The 14666-nt window shown below is 63.2% G+C and carries 16 protein-coding genes; 11 read left to right on the top strand and 5 right to left on the bottom strand.

Translation table 11 applies throughout. The features are described 5' to 3' along the window. Positions 1-6 precede the first annotated feature (6 nt). Both rfbB and rfbD read left to right on the top strand, forming a co-directional pair. Positions 7-1077, top strand: a complete 1071-nt coding sequence (rfbB, locus tag AC6CIG_RS00500; RefSeq protein ID WP_498321972.1) for a dTDP-glucose 4,6-dehydratase — start codon at positions 7-9, stop codon at positions 1075-1077. Next, complete coding sequence (rfbD, locus tag AC6CIG_RS00495) at positions 1074-1976, top strand: dTDP-4-dehydrorhamnose reductase (RefSeq protein ID WP_498321971.1); 903 nt, start codon at positions 1074-1076, stop codon at positions 1974-1976. The genes rfbB and rfbD overlap by 4 nt, the downstream gene beginning before the upstream one ends. 47 nt (positions 1977-2023) lie before the next feature. Here rfbD and AC6CIG_RS00490 read toward each other — a convergent pair whose 3' ends face one another. After that, on the bottom strand, positions 2024-2167 hold the full coding sequence (locus tag AC6CIG_RS00490; protein WP_498322439.1) for a hypothetical protein: 144 nt from the start codon (positions 2165-2167) through the stop codon (positions 2024-2026). 241 nt (positions 2168-2408) lie between these two features. On the opposite strand from AC6CIG_RS00490, the gene AC6CIG_RS00485 reads away from it, so the two are divergent. The 5 genes from AC6CIG_RS00485 (at position 2409) to AC6CIG_RS00465 (ending at position 5270) form a co-directional block, all read left to right on the top strand. Then, positions 2409-2618, top strand: a complete 210-nt coding sequence (locus tag AC6CIG_RS00485) for a CsbD family protein (protein ID WP_003528984.1) — start codon at positions 2409-2411, stop codon at positions 2616-2618. Between the two features lie 207 nt (positions 2619-2825). Beyond that, positions 2826-3113: a DUF2934 domain-containing protein gene (locus tag AC6CIG_RS00480; RefSeq protein ID WP_498321969.1), complete on the top strand. Its 288-nt coding sequence runs from the start codon at positions 2826-2828 to the stop codon at positions 3111-3113. Positions 3114-3423: 310 nt separating this feature from the next. Further along, positions 3424-3921, top strand: coding sequence for a BON domain-containing protein (locus AC6CIG_RS00475; RefSeq protein WP_498321968.1), 498 nt, complete (start codon positions 3424-3426; stop codon positions 3919-3921). A 53-nt stretch (positions 3922-3974) separates the two neighbouring features. Next, positions 3975-4334: a hypothetical protein gene (locus AC6CIG_RS00470; protein WP_498321966.1), complete on the top strand. Its 360-nt coding sequence runs from the start codon at positions 3975-3977 to the stop codon at positions 4332-4334. A 156-nt stretch (positions 4335-4490) separates the two neighbouring features. Further along, entirely contained in the window at positions 4491-5270 is a 780-nt protein-coding gene (locus tag AC6CIG_RS00465) for a DUF1236 domain-containing protein (protein ID WP_498321964.1), read from the top strand. 100 nt (positions 5271-5370) lie between these two features. Here AC6CIG_RS00465 and AC6CIG_RS00460 read toward each other — a convergent pair whose 3' ends face one another. Beyond that, a complete protein-coding gene (locus AC6CIG_RS00460) occupies positions 5371-6450 on the bottom strand; it encodes an AI-2E family transporter (RefSeq protein WP_498321963.1) in 1080 nt (359 codons plus the stop codon). A 311-nt stretch (positions 6451-6761) separates the two neighbouring features. Here AC6CIG_RS00460 and AC6CIG_RS00455 point away from each other — a divergent pair, with 311 nt between their 5' ends. From AC6CIG_RS00455 to AC6CIG_RS00440, 4 genes are all read left to right on the top strand, one after another. After that, positions 6762-7646, top strand: a complete 885-nt coding sequence (locus AC6CIG_RS00455; RefSeq protein ID WP_498321961.1) for a helix-turn-helix domain-containing protein — start codon at positions 6762-6764, stop codon at positions 7644-7646. A 126-nt stretch (positions 7647-7772) separates the two neighbouring features. Continuing rightward, positions 7773-8432, top strand: a complete 660-nt coding sequence (locus tag AC6CIG_RS00450; protein WP_498321960.1) for a 2Fe-2S iron-sulfur cluster-binding protein — start codon at positions 7773-7775, stop codon at positions 8430-8432. Positions 8433-8435: 3 nt separating this feature from the next. Beyond that, positions 8436-9422, top strand: a complete 987-nt coding sequence (locus AC6CIG_RS00445; RefSeq protein ID WP_498321959.1) for an FAD binding domain-containing protein — start codon at positions 8436-8438, stop codon at positions 9420-9422. 22 nt (positions 9423-9444) lie between these two features. Then, the gene (locus AC6CIG_RS00440; protein WP_498321958.1) at positions 9445-11730 is read left to right on the top strand and encodes a xanthine dehydrogenase family protein molybdopterin-binding subunit; all 2286 of its coding nucleotides are present in this window, start codon (positions 9445-9447) and stop codon (positions 11728-11730) included. Between the two features lie 28 nt (positions 11731-11758). Here the strand turns inward: AC6CIG_RS00440 and AC6CIG_RS00435 are convergent, their stop codons facing one another. From AC6CIG_RS00435 to AC6CIG_RS00425, 3 genes are read right to left on the bottom strand one after another with little or no spacing between them, the layout of a single operon-like run. Then, positions 11759-12607, bottom strand: coding sequence for a phytanoyl-CoA dioxygenase family protein (locus tag AC6CIG_RS00435; protein ID WP_498321956.1), 849 nt, complete (start codon positions 12605-12607; stop codon positions 11759-11761). Positions 12608-12656: 49 nt separating this feature from the next. Continuing rightward, positions 12657-13649 carry an ABC transporter permease gene (locus tag AC6CIG_RS00430; RefSeq protein WP_180980794.1) on the bottom strand — a complete coding sequence of 331 codons (993 nt, stop codon included), beginning with the start codon at positions 13647-13649 and terminating at the stop codon, positions 12657-12659. Positions 13650-13661: 12 nt separating this feature from the next. Then, positions 13662-14666 (bottom strand): ABC transporter permease, encoded by a 1005-nt coding sequence (locus AC6CIG_RS00425; RefSeq protein WP_498321954.1) that lies wholly within the window; start codon positions 14664-14666, stop codon positions 13662-13664.

The following is a 14666-nucleotide window of genomic DNA, read 5'->3' as shown; positions in this document are numbered from 1 at the left end:
GAAACCATGCGAGTTTTGGTAACGGGTGGCGCGGGTTTCATTGGATCGGCGGTTTGCCGGCATCTGGTCCGAAGCGGGGCCGAGCGCGTCGTCAATGTCGATAAGCTGACCTATGCCGGCAGCCTTGCGTCGTTACGGGCGGTGGAAAGCGATCCGCACTATGCCTTCTACCGGGCCGATATCCGCGACGAACAGGTTCTGCTGCAGATCATGCGCCGGGAGCGGATCGATGCGATCATGCATCTTGCTGCCGAGAGCCATGTCGACCGCTCGATCGAGAGCCCCGACCCGTTTATGGAGACGAATGTCCTCGGCACGGTGCGATTGCTCAACGCCGCACTGGCCTACTGGTCGGGGCTCGGCACCGAGGAGCGAGAGCGCTTCCGGTTTCACCATGTCTCGACCGACGAAGTCTTCGGCGACCTTCCGTTCAACCGCGGGATTTTTTCCGAGGAGACGCGCTACGCACCTTCGTCCCCCTACGCGGCCTCGAAAGCGGCAGCTGATCATTTCGCACGTGCGTGGCACCACACCTACGGCCTTCCGGTGGTCGTTTCGAACTGCTCCAACAATTACGGCCCGTTCCATTTTCCCGAGAAGCTGATCCCCCTGACGATCATCAACGCGATCGAGGAGAAGCCGTTGCCGCTCTACGGCTCGGGAGCGAATGTGCGCGACTGGCTCCACGTCGACGATCATGCGACTGCGCTGGAACTGGTCGTCAGCCGGGGCAGGCCGGGGGAGAGCTACAATATCGGCGCCCGTGCCGAGCGCAACAATCTGTCGGTCATGGAAAGCATCTGCGATCTGCTCGACATCCGATCGCCGCGAAAGGGCGGTCATAGCTATCGGGACCTCATCACCCTTGTTCCGGACCGGCCCGGTCACGACCGGCGCTATGCGATCGACCCCTCGAAGGCCGAGCGTGAGCTTGGCTGGAGGCCGAAGCGGAGCTTCGAGGGCGGACTGAGCGAGACTGTCGACTGGTTCCTCGCAAACAGGTGGTGGTGGGAGCCGATCCGGCGCGAGCGCTATTCCGGCGCCCGCATCGGCGAGCAGCATCGGAGCGTTGCGTGAGAATTGCCGTGACCGGCTGCGAGGGGCAGTTGGCTCTCAGCCTGGTCGAACGGTCTGGTCGTTGGCCGGGCGTGGAAGTCGTTACGATCGGGCGGCCGCATCTCGATCTCACGGAGCCGGCAACGATCCTGCCGGCGATCGAGCGGTGCCGGCCGGACCTCGTCGTCTCGGCGGCAGCCTATACGGCCGTCGACCAGGCCGAAAGCGAGCCGGAGGCGGCCTTCGCGACCAACGCGTTCGGGGCTGGCGCGGTCGCTGAGGCGGCCGCACGCCTCGAAGTGCCGATCATCCATATCTCGACGGACTATGTCTTCGACGGGAGCAAACAGGGGAGCTACGCAGAGAGCGACACACCGGCTCCGCTCAGCGTCTACGGCGCATCCAAGCTTGCCGGAGAAACCGCCGTTGCCGAGGCAACCCCCCGCCATCTCATCCTTCGCACGGGCTGGGTCTACAGCTCCTTCGGGAAGAACTTCGTCAAGACCATCCTGCGGCTCGCGGAGGAGCGCGAGGATATCGCGGTCGTTGCGGATCAACGGGGAAATCCGTCATCGGCGATCGACCTTGCGGATGCCATCCTCGATATTTCGGCGCGGCTGACGAAATCCGATGAGGACGCCGCCTTTGGCCTCTATCACCTCGCTGGCACGGGCGTCGTAAACCGCGCCGATTTCGCGCGGCATGCTCTTTCGGCGAGCCGTGCCGAAGGCGGTCCCTGGGCGCATGTTCGGGACATCGCGACGGGGGCGTTTCCGACACCTGCAAGCCGCCCTCCCAACTCCTCGCTGTCAAGCGCCAAATTTACCGCGGCCTTCGGCCGGGCCATGCCTGCCTGGCAGTATTCGGTGGAGCGAACCGTAAGGCGGCTTGTCGGGAGCATTTCGAGTGAAACCCGTTAGGGCGGAGCGCGGACGGAAAGCCGCACGCACTTTCAGGCCGAAACGATTTACTGCCGGGCTGCCGCCTGTTGGGCGTCGGCACGCGCGGGCGGATCGGGCGTGGCCCATTCCGCCGCCGCGATGGCGGAGCCGAGCAGGAGGGCGGGCAGAGCGAGTGCTGCGAAAAACCGGAGCACGTGACGGCGACGCATGCGCTTCTTATCCCGATCGTAAACCATCTTCCGCCCCGCTTTGGATAGATTGAAAACAGCCCTCGCATGATAGAAGCAGAGAAGCCTCGCAAGGTCGAGTTCCCTGGGTAACACAACTTTGTGTCTGTGACGTCACGGCCGACGGTCGGACTCCCGGAAAGCACGATCGCCGCCGACTCGATGAACCAAATGCGTTCTCATGAGTTCCATCTTCGATACAATTGAACCAGGAGGATTACTCATGGACTGGAATCGTGTTGAAGGTAACTGGAAGCAGGTCAAAGGCAAGGTCAAGGAGCAGTGGGGCAAGCTCACCGACGACGATCTGGACCAGATCTCCGGCAGCCGCGAGCAGCTCGAAGGAAAGATCCAGGAGCGTTACGGAATCGAGAAGGACCGCGTAAGGCGCGACATAGACGATTGGTACGGCCGCCAGACGTGGAATTGGTGATCAGCAAACGCCGGTCGAGACCCGCCTTGACGGGTCTCGATCCATGCCTAACGATTGTTCCCCTTGAGGAAGGCGAAGATATTTGCCCGATAAAACACGGATAGTCGATCTTGGCTTCCGCCGCCGGAGCTACGCGTCTATGCTCGCGATGGGAGTCCGAAGCCGGCAGATCGGCACTAACCTGCGTTTCGCTCAGGAGGCTCAGCCATGACCACCGACAATGAACGGGACAAGCGCATCCGCGCACGCGCCTATGAGCTGTGGGAAAATGACGGAAGACGTCACGGAGACCATGAGCGGTACTGGCACGAAGCCGCTCGGGAAATCGACGCGGAGGGTCATTCGGGTCTTGCCTCGGACCTGCAGCCCGGTGGAATGCAGCCCGACGGTGGACCGGCCGGGGGTGTCGCGAGCATTGAAAGAAAAGGGGCCGATAAGGCCAAGGCTCCGCCCCGCGGGGCCGGCCCGCGGCGGGGCGCGGCGAAAACACTATAAAGAAGGCTTCGGTGCAGTTGGGGAATGACACGCGCCCCTGAGGCTGTGTGTCCCCGACGGCCCTGCAACGGCGCCTGCGGCGTAGCCAATCAGACCGAGTTCAGCTCTCCTTCCTAATTCTGTTCAGGCCTCGGCTCGTCGACCGTGCCGTCACGGTCGGTCTGTCGTGGCATCTGACCCGGAGCGGAACAACGAGAACCCGGGTTGGTTACCAGTGATCGCACCCGCCAATGGGTCATGTGACCGCAAGCCGGATTGAACAAAAGCCTGCCGGTTTTGTTTGACCTCTGCAAAACGAAAGGAGATCGCAATGAAAGTGCCCCGTAAGGATAAGGCGCTCTCGCGCGACGAGGATTATCGCGACTATGAGGAGCGCGATCTTCGCGAAGGATGGCCCTACGCGGATGGCAGCGGCAGTACATCGAGCAGCCCCGAAAACAGAAGCTACGGCGCTACCGGCGCGAATTTCGAAGAGGACCGCGGGAAGGGCTTCATCGTGGATGAGGCCGGCGCGGACGGTCTTGAAGAAAATTCCGCGGACAATGGTCGTCCTCTGCCGCCTGACCGCATCGACAGCGACGAACTGGAAGCGGTGATCACGGATCTGCTTAGCCAAAGCGGTGAAGCCGAGCCCAACAGTATCGACGTGCGCGCCGACAAAGGCATCGTAACCTTGGAGGGTGCTGTCGAAACCTTGGCGATGGCGCGCCGGCTCGTGGCAGCGGTGGAGGCCGTGCCCGGGGTCCTGGAGGTTCGCAACAATCTTCAGACCCTTGGCGTCGATTCCCACATGCCTGACGACGGGTAGCGACGACGCCTTTGCGGCTGCGGCGCCCCCGCCGGACATCGATGGAGGGTCCAATGTCAGTGTTCGAAGTAATCGTCGAGCAGGAAGTGGCCGAAGAGCTCGGCGTCGCCGTGGTCATATTGACCCGCGAGCATGGCCGTGGTCTCCCCCGCAAAGGGATAATGCTCACGCAGGAACTCGTCGACGACGCGTTCGAAGGCGACCGTGAACGGGCGGCTGAGGCAGCAAGATCCGGCGTGATCGACCATGAGGCGATGCGCCGGATCGAAAGTCCGGACAGGCTGGTTTATCACCCGCGAGACGCAGCCGATCCTGTGGAATGGACGCTTGCTGCGTTCAGCCGCGACGATTTGGGACTGTTCGAAGGACCGGTCCGTTCCGGTGGGGCCGGGGCGGGCGGTATCCAGGCTTAGAGTGCTTTCAAGGCAAAGTGTGCAGCGTCTTTCCGTCGGGAAGTGCGCACACCCTTTCGTCATCCCACTTCTACTGCGCACAGGCGGGTTGCCAGGGAACAATCCTGTCAATCCGCGGTTGGCTACTCGAAGGGACGTTCGAATGGAGAACATCCGATGAAGGGTATCCTTATCAAGAGTGCGCTCGCTTTGAGCCTCGGGGTTGCGTCCACCCCGGTCTTTGCACAGACGGAACAGCCGGCACAGGGGCAGTCCACCGATTGCCCGGCCGGGACGGAATGTCCGCAGGGCGGCGCGCAACAGGATCAGCAGCCTGATGCTCAAGGGGGTGCGACACAGCAGGACGGGCAGACGGGCCAGGACCAGCAACAGCCGGCAGATCAGCAACAGCCCGCCGATCAGCAGCAGCAGCCGGCCGATCAGCAGCAACCGGCCGACCAGGGCCAGCAGCAGGATCAGCAAGATCAACAGAAGCAGCCTGACCAGCAGCAGGACCAGCAGGGCGAAACAGGCACGCAGCAGGATCAAGGCGGCTCGCAAAGCGGGGAGACGGGGACCGACACGCAGACCGAGCAGCAGGACTCCGAACAGCAGCCCGCGCAGGGCGAAACCGAGGAGCCCGCTCAAGGCCAGTCCCAGTCGACCGAGCAGGGTCAGACCTCCGGCTCTTCCGGAGATGTCGACGTAACGGTAGAGCAGAAAACCGAAATTACGCAGATCATCAAGGAAGAGAACGTCGAGCCGATCGACGTCGACTTCGATGTATCCGTCGGAGTGGCAGTACCGGAAACCGTCAAGGTCAAGCTGAGGCCGCTTCCGACCCGCATCGTGAAGATCGTGCCGAGATATGAAGGTTATCTGTTCTTCATCCTCGCCGACGGTCGGATCGTCATCGTCGAACCCTCGTCGCTTGAAATCGTGGTGATCCTCGCCTGACGGCTTGCCTGATGAAGCTGCCCGCCTGATTCTTCAGGCGGGCCATTCTCGTCGTCCCACGGTCGTGTGCCGTGGGGTTTCGATCCTTTCCGGCGGCGCCTCAAACCTCGGGGTTCGAATTATGCCGGCGCCAGATATCCAGGAGCAGCAGCGTCACCGTGAAGGCTACGGGGCCGATCACCAGCCCAGCCGACCCGAATACGATTATGCCTCCGATCATGCTCATGAAGGCCGTCAGCGTGTGGAGCTTCAGGCGATCTCCCACGAAAATGGGGTAGAGGAGATTGTCGATGGTCGCGACCACTCCTGCGCCCCAGGCGACGAGTATAAGCGCCTTTCCCCACTCGCCGCCCAGGGCCAGCGACAGCGCGGCCGGAAGCCAGACGATGAAGGCGCCGAGCACCGGCACGACGGCGAGCAAGCCCATGGCGAGGCCCCAGACTACGGGTGCGGGCAGACCGAGCAACCAGAACATCAGGCCGCCCATCGCGCCCTGTACGGCAGCAACGGCCACCGTGCCGAAGACGACGGCCTGCACCGTTTCGTTTACCCGCGTGAACAGCCGGTTCATCTCCTGCGAGCTGAGAGGGGAATATTCCTTCAGCGCGCCCAGTGCCTGCTGGCCGTCACGCAGGAAATAGAACAGAAAATAGAATGTCAGGATCGCGTCGACGATCTGGGCAACGGACCCACGCACGAATGAGGCGCTGAAGTTGGTAAGCCAAGTGGTCGCGCTGCCTGCGATCCCGGCCAGATCGAGCTGCGTTTCGATCCAGACGACGATCGGCGCAAGGCGTGGATGGTTGGCGAGCGCATCGCTCCAGGTACCCGACCTCACCGCTTCTTCGACGATCTGTGCCCCTTTGGCAGCCTCGTTCACCAACCGTTCCGCCATGAAGGTGAGCGGAACAGCCACGACGAAGACGGCGATCGCCACGGTCGCCGCGGCGGCGGCTTCCGGGTAGCGGAAGCGTTTTTCGATCCGACGATGCAGCGGCCGGAACATCACAGTGAGCACGAGCGCCCATGTGAGAGCGGGCAGGAAGGGCACGGCGAGGAAGTAGCAGACGACCAATCCCACGGCGAGCGCGACAAGGATTGCCAATGTCCGCGACCGCCGCGGCGTCAGTAGGCGTTCTGGAGCATCCTTTTCCTCAGCTACGGAAACACTCTTCGCCATCGCGTTTTCTTCGCTCGTTTGCGGGCAGTTCGGGTCCAGTCGGACAGACTTGTCAAAAGATAACGCATCTCACCGAAAGACGTTGCGACCGCCAGATGCAAACGGGCGCACCGAGCGAGGAATTGTCCCGGCAGTTCCCGTTGGTCCCGGCTGGCGGGAGCCACTACACGACACTTTGAACATGGTTTGGTGGCGCAACCGGCGTGGATGCTGGAGAGTTCGTGCGGGCGAGAAGGTGAGGACCCTGGGGCATGAGGGTGGCGCATGGGCGCCGGCGCGGTTTTGGTTCGGTGGAACACAGGACGATAGATATGTCTTTCAGGCCGCTTTTCGGTAGTGGGCGAATTCGGACTGCCGGAGAGCAGCCGGCGCAGCCCACGACAGCTTGCTGGGCCGGTTCCTCGGTCGTTTTCGATCGTCGCCGATGGGCGTGCCGGGAAGCCGAACTTCGCTGGACGGCGCCGCATCACGTACTCGTCCTGACGGAGGAAGGCGCCACATCGCAGACCTCCATCCAATCCGATGGAAAGATGGTTTATGAGGGGCGGGACCGATCTGGTGCGATAACGTTCGTGCCCGCGGGGGTGGAACGCCTCGGTGCCTATCGCGACGTCGACCTTACCTATTCCGCCCTGTGGATCAAACCCCGGTCTATCTCTCCCGCCAGTGATCACCTGCAGGATTTGCCGGTCCTGATAAACAAGAGCGACAATGTGATCAGCGCGCTGTTGCAATCGTTGAGCAGCGAGATATCCAGCGGCCATATCCCCGACTCGGCCTATATGGAACATCTGATTGCACTCGTCACTTTGCGGATACGTGGCTTCGCTGATGAGCCCGTACCGGTTCCCCGCCATGGCTCCCTCGGCAGCCGCGTCGTCAAACGGGTCCGTGACTATATAGACGCACACTTGGACGGCGACATTTCCCTCGGCGATTTGGCCGATGTCGCCGGTGTTGCCTCGGATTCTTTTGCGCGTCGCTTCAAAGTCACGACCGGCTTCGCGCCTTACGCCTATGTGCTCGAGGAACGCATCCGGCGCTCGGAAGTGCTCCTGTGCGAGACCGACACGACGCTGAGCGCGATCGCGTTGAGCTGCGGTTTCTCGAGCCAGAGCCACTTCACCACGACATTCAAGCGCCTGCGAGGTGTCACCCCGCACGCCTATCGGTCGAAAGTTATTCCGGAATCCTGATAACCCCGCCGATTTCCTGAAAGAAATGGCAGGCGCGGGAGGCCATGTTGTCTCCTGTCGATGCGCGCCGCTCGGCGCGTTCCAGGCGGCGGGAATCCACCTCGCAGTCGAATCCGGAGATGACTCATGGACGAAACGCAAAAGGACAATGGACCGACGCGAAGGGCGGTGCTCGAGGGCGGTGCAGCCACGACCCTGCTCCTCATCGCCGGCCTGCCCGTCGGGCGCGCCGCTGCAACCGGTGCTGCTGGCGCACCGTCAGCAGGCCCGGCGTCCACGCTGCCGGTGCTGCTCAACATCAATTCCAATGACGTCGCGGTGGAAGTGGATCCGCGGACCACGCTGCTCGACACCTTGCGCAACCATCTCGGTCTCACCGGTTCGAAAAAGGGTTGCGACCATGGTCAATGCGGAGCCTGCACCGTTCTTGTGAACGGACGCCGCATCAATGCCTGTCTGACGCTCGCCGCGATGCATGAGGGCGATGAGATCACCACGATCGAGGGGCTTGCAGGTGAGGACGAACTTCACCCGATGCAAGCGGCATTCATCGAACACGATGGTTTTCAGTGCGGCTATTGCACACCCGGACAGATATGCTCCGCAGTCGGAATGCTGCGTGAGGCCAGCGAAGGTTGGCCGAGCCACGCAACCGCCGATGTTGCGGCCGCCTCCCACAATCTCACCGATGTCGAAATTCGCGAGCGCATGAGCGGCAATCTCTGCCGTTGCGCCGCTTACCCCAACATCGTAGCCGCCATTCGCGATGCGGCAGAGAGGTCTTGAAGCATGCAGCCCTTCTCCTATCAGCGGGCCGACACAGTGGAGACAGCCGTTGCGGCTGTGGCGGGTCGGCCGGCGGCACGTTTCATCGCCGGCGGCACCAATCTCCTGGATCTGATGAAGCTGGGTATCGAGCGCCCGGATCATCTCGTCGACATCGGCCGTTTGGGACTCGACCGTATCGAGCCGACCGAGAAGGGCGGATTGCATATCGGCGCTCAGGTCCGCAACAGCGATCTCGCCGCCGATCCGATCGTCAGGGCACGCTACCCGGCTCTGTCTCAGGCGCTGCTGGCGGGCGCCTCCGCCCAGATACGAAACAAGGCTTCGACAGCCGGCAACCTTCTCCAGCGTACGCGATGCCCCTATTTTTACGACCGCAACATGCCTTGCAACAAACGAGAACCGGGCGCCGGTTGCGCCGCACTCGAGGGCTTCAACCGGATGCATGCGGTCATCGGAACGAGCCAGGCGTGCATTGCCGTGCATCCCTCAGACATGGCGGTCGCCATGGCGGTGCTCGACGCTGCAGTCGAAACCGTCTCACCGGGAGGTGAAACGCGTTCGATCCCGATCGGAGATCTCTACCGGCTGCCTGGCACGACGCCGCACCAGGAGACCGTGCTTGCCCACGGCGAAATGATCACCGGCGTCACACTGCCGCCACCACCGGCGGGCCGGCAGGCGTATCGCAAGGTGCGCGACCGCGCCTCCTATGCGTTCGCCCTCGTTTCCGTTGCAGCGATCATCGAGGTTTCCGGCAATCGGGTGCGAACCGCTCGTGTCGCCTTGGGCGGCGTTGCGCCGAAACCCTGGCGGGCCCTGGAAACCGAGAGCAGGCTCGCGGGTGCGGCACTATCGGACCATGTGCTGACGGACGCCGCGGAGGCCGCCCTGGCGGGAGCCGCCGGGTATGGCGGCAACGACTTCAAGATTCCCTTGGGCAAGCGGACGGTGCGTTACACGCTCGCCTCCCTGGCCGAACAAGCATGATCCGAGCAAACTGGTGGAAACTATGACGGATAAGGCGCAGCGAAATACCACAAGCGGTGGCGGCAGCCTCATAGGCAAACACATCGACCGCGTCGATGGACCGGTCAAGGTTACCGGCGCCGCCACCTATGCCTACGAAGTTGCGGAGGGTCCGCCTCCGGCTTTCGGTTTTGTGCTGGGTGCGGGCATCGGCAAAGGCCGCATTCTGGAAATCGAAACCGGCCAGGCCGTGCGAACGCCGGGCGTCCTTCACGTGATGACGCATCTGAATGCACCGCCCCAACCGGAATTTGGTCCAGCCGTCACGCCGGCCGTGCGCGATGTTTTCACCCGTGCGCGACCCGTACTCCGCGACGACCGCATCCGCCACTATGACGAGCCCATCGCTCTTGTGGTCGGCGAGACCTTCGAGGCCGCACGAGCCGCTGCGGCCCTCATCAAGGTGCGCTACGAAGAAGCAGCCGGCGACTTCGGCCTCGAAGAGCGCCGCGGAGCGGCCTACGCACCGCAGCGGACCAATGCAGGCTTTGATACGGATAGTGCAGTGGGCGATTTCGATGCAGCCTTTGCCGAGGCGGCGGTGCGGATCGACATGACCTACCGTACGCCCTATCAGCACCACAATCCGATGGAGCCCCATGCGACGTTGGCGATCTGGCAGGGCGACGACGTGACGATCCATACCTCGGCCCAGACCCTCTCGAACTTTCGTGCCGGTCTCGCCGCCACGCTCGGCGTTCCTCTCGAGCGCGTGCGCGTGATCAGCCGTTACATCGGTGGTGGTTTCGGCTGCAAACTCATTGTCCATGCCGATTCGGTGCTCGCGGCTCTGGCCGCGCGCATTCTCGGAAGACCCGTCAAGGTCGCCCTGACGCGCCAGCAGATGTTCGCCAATGCCGGGCACCGTGCGGAAATGCTCCAGAACGTTCGATTGGGCGCGAGCCCCGACGGAAAACTGCTTGCTCTCGGACACGATGTCTGGTCGGCAACCTCTCGCGTCGAGGAATTCTGCGAGCAGACGGCGGTCTTCGCCCGTTCGCTCTATGCCGCGCCCAGTCGCCTGACCCGCCATCGGCTCGTTCCAGTCGACCTCAACAGAGGCGAGTGGATGCGATCTCCGGGCGAGGCGCCAGGCATGCTCGCGCTGGAATGCGCCATGGACGAGTTGGCCGAGCGGCTGGGTCTTGACCCGATCGAGCTCAGGATCCGCAACGAGCCCGATCTCGATCCCGAGCGCGGGGTGCCGTTTTCCACGCGTAACCTCGTGGCATGCATGCAGGAGGGCGCGCGGCGCTTCAGTTGGCAGCGGCGCAGGTCGGAACCGGGCAGCCTGCGCGAAGGCCGGAAGTTGGTTGGCCTCGGCATGGCGGCTGCGATCCGGCCGAACTACATCGGGGCCGCGGCGGCTTCGGTTCGGATCGATGCGGAGGGGCGAGTGACCGCTCGCCTCGACATGACCGATATCGGTACGGGGACCTACACCATCCTGACGCAGATAGCCGCCGATGCCCTCGGCGTTCCGATTGCGGCAGTCACGATCGAGCTTGGAGATAGCCGCTTTCCCTTGACTGCAGGCTCCGGCGGTTCCTGGGGAGCGGCAAGTGCCGGGACGGCCCTTTTGCGTGCGTGCGAGGCACTGAAAGGCAAGATCGTGGCCGCGCTGCGCACGCAAAATGGTGCATCCGACCAGAATTCCGGGACTGACGACGTCACGATGGTCGCAGGAGCGATCCGCTTCGGCGAACGGACGGAAGCATTGCCGGAATTTATGCGGCGCGTCGCACCCGAAGGGCTCGATGCCACGGGCTCGGTCGAGGCCGGTGCGAGCACCGAGAGCTACCGCGCATTCTCGCAGCATTCGTATGGCGCGCATTTCGCCGAGGTGAGCGTCGATTGCGACACGGGAGAGGTTCGTGCGAGGCGCTTGCTCGCCGTGATCGGCGCAGGCCGTATTCTCAATGCCAAGACGGCGCGTTCACAGATACTCGGAGGTATGATCTGGGGTCTCGGCGCAGCCTTGATGGAGGAATCCGTCCTTGACCGCCGCTACGGATGTTTCGTCAATCATGACCTTGCCGAGTACCACGTTCCGGTCAATAGCGACGTTCCCGCCCTCGATGTCGTGTTCATGGAGGAGAACGATGACAAGGCCAATCCTTTCGGCGCAAAGGGCCTCGGAGAGCTCGGCGTTTGCGGTGCCGGCGCAGCGATCGCCAATGCGGTCTATAACGCCACCGGAGTAAGGGTTCGCGAGTTCCCGCTGACCCTGGACAAGGTCCTGCCGGGCCTGGCGACGGTTGCGCTTTGAATTCCGGCGAAAGCGAGCTGCGGCCCCTTCAGGTCGGTGTCGAGCCCATCACCAGACCCTCGATGTCGTGCTTCTGCGTGACGGGGATCAGTTCCTCGACGACCCTGCAGACGAGGTGCTGCTTCACCAGAACGGGCAGGGCATCAAAGTAATCCTGCGTCACCATCATGTCGTGCAGTTCGGCGTGGCCGGCGCCGGGCGCGTCGACGCCGAGGACCATGACCGGACGGGCGATCGGCGAAGCATGTTCCGTACCCCGATGGATGGTGAGCGCGGAGCGGCACGAAACATCCCCCAGCTTCGGATACTTGCGCGTCGCGAGCTCCTGAAACTCAGGCCACCTCTCCTTGGGCGGGAACATTTCATGCTTCCACTCCCTGCCGTCGAGCCACTGGGTGCCGGGGGCGATCTCGAACGGCCCCATGTCCTCCGTCACGTCCACGCCGGTGAGATTGAAGGCAAGCGAGGTGATGCGGCGCTCGACATAGGTTTCGGGCGGCGAGGGGAAGTCGCGGTGCCAGGGCTGGTACTTCGCCCCCTGGAACGGCACGTCGAAGCCGATCTCGACGATCTGGTAGTCGGGACCGAGCACCGCCTCGCACATGCCGGCCACCCACGGATGGGTGACGAGGTCGACGAAGCCGGAAAAATCCTGCGGATGGATCTCGACGTACCAGCGGCGCGGGCCACGGCCGACGGCGCCACCCGGCCGCTGAATGGCCGACCAGAAGGCCGTCATCATGTCCTCACGCATCGTTTCGGCCCATTCGCGCGAGAAGGCACTCTTCAGTCCGGTAATGCCCTCCCGTTGCAAGGCTTCGACGGACGCGCCGAAATCGTAGTCCGACCGGGTTTCATGTGTTGCTGTCGTAGTCATCACATTTCCTCTTGCTTCGCATTGTCGCGGGCTTCACCATGGCCGCATCTCAGACGCGTTCCTCGCCTGTTCGGCGTGACATCAATCGCGCCTGAAGAACGACGACGATCAGCAGGAAGCCGCCGCGGATGACGGATTGCCAATAGGCCGAAAGGGAAATCCACCCGAGGCCGTTCTCGAAATTCAGGATATTGAACACCATCGCGAGCAGAAGGGCGCCCGCAAGCGTCGCCCCGACAGAGCCCGAACCGCCTGTCAGAAGCGTACCCCCGACGACTACGGAGGCGATCGCGAAGAGTTCCCAGCCGACTCCCTCGGTAGGTTGGCCGGCACCGAACTGCGAGGCGAGAATGACGCCTGCGAGCCCCGCCAGCGCGCCGGAGCCGACATAGACGGCGGCGAGCGTCCGCCTCACCTTGAGGCCCATCAATGCGGCCGTCGCTTCGCCGTCGCCGATCGCCAGCACATGGCGGCCGACGGGCAGGCGTTCGAGCACCAGCCAGCCGGCAACATAGACGAGAAGGGCGATCCAGGCGGGAATCGGAAAGCCAAGGAAGTCGTCCTGGCCTATCGCCGTGAAGCCGCTGTCGTAGGAAACGGAGACGGACTGGTTTCCCGCAAGCAGCAAGCCGGTTCCGTAGGCGGCCAGCATTGTCGCGAGCGTCGCGATAAAAGGCTGGATGCGCATGACGGTCACGGTGAAACCGTTCAATGCTCCGACGGCAAGACCCGCCGCGATGCCGCCGAAGAGACCTGCGGCCCAATGATAGGGCGACAGAAGCGCGGCGACGACGCTCGCCATGGCTGCGGTACCGCCGACGGAGAGATCGATGCCCCCGGTCATGATGACGAAGGCCATGCCCAACGCGATCAGCGCGAACATGGAGTTGTAACGCAGGAAGCTCAGGATGTTGTATTGCGACAGGAAATTCTCGTAACGCAGCGCGCCGAACAGGATGAGGCCGAACAGCGCCAGGATAACGCCGAGGCGGGCCATATCGCCGGGGGACTTGAGGGCAAGAGCCTTGAGGAGTGAGTTCATCGGCATTCTCCCTCACGACTTTCCGGCGCGCTGCTGGATGAACACCGCAAGTAAGATCAGTGCAGCCTTGACGATCAAGGCGGCCGCGTCCGGCACGCCATTGGCGAGCAGGGTGTAGCGCACCAGCTGGATGACCAGGGCGCCGATCACGGTGCCGACGATGTTTGCCCGCCCGCCGGTCAGAAGCGTGCCGCCGACGGCAACTGCGGCGATCGCGTCGAGCTCCATGCCGAGGCCGACGAGGTTCGCGTCGCTTGCGGAGTTGCGCGCGACGACGATGAGGCCCGCCACCCCGGCAAGCGCGCCGCTGATCGCGTAGACAAGCAGTTTGACGCGGTGAACGGGTATGCCGGTGAGGCGTGCGGCCTTCTCGTTGCCTCCGACCGCGATGACCTGCCGCCCGAACATTGTGTAGCGGATTGCCGCCCAGGCGATCGCCGCGATCGCAATCATCAGGATCACCTGGGCGGGAATGCCGACGACACGCCCCAGGGCGATGAATTGGAAACCTTCGTTCCGGAAGACCTGCAGGTTGCCGTTGGTCATCACCTGGGCGATGCCGCGGCCTGCGATGAACAGCACGAGGGTCGCGATGATCGGCTGGATCGCGAAGCGGGTCACAAGCAGGCCGTTGAAAAGACCGAGCAGCCCCGTCGCGACGACCGGCAGAACGAAGGCCAGCGCCACGGCCACGGGCATGGAGGAAACCGGAAACAGCGTCCCCATGAAGATCATCGGCGCAAGCGCACCGCCGATCGCCATCAGGGAGCCAACCGAAAGATCGATGCCGCCGGTGGCTATCACGAGCGTCATTCCGATGGCGACGATCACGATCGTGGCGACCTGGGTGAGATTGACGTTGAGCGTCTGCAGCGACAGGAAGTTCGGAGTGAAAACGACGTTGAACAGGATCAGGGCCAGGAAGGCGGCGACGGTGCCGTAACGCCCGGCGAGCCTAAAGAAACGTTTGCCGGAGGGGACGGTGCCTGCGGTCGCCTGTGTCTCGATCGTCGTCAT

It is taken from the genome of Sinorhizobium sp. GQ132, assembly GCF_059758575.1.
This window is presented reverse-complemented; position numbering and strand designations above follow the sequence as displayed.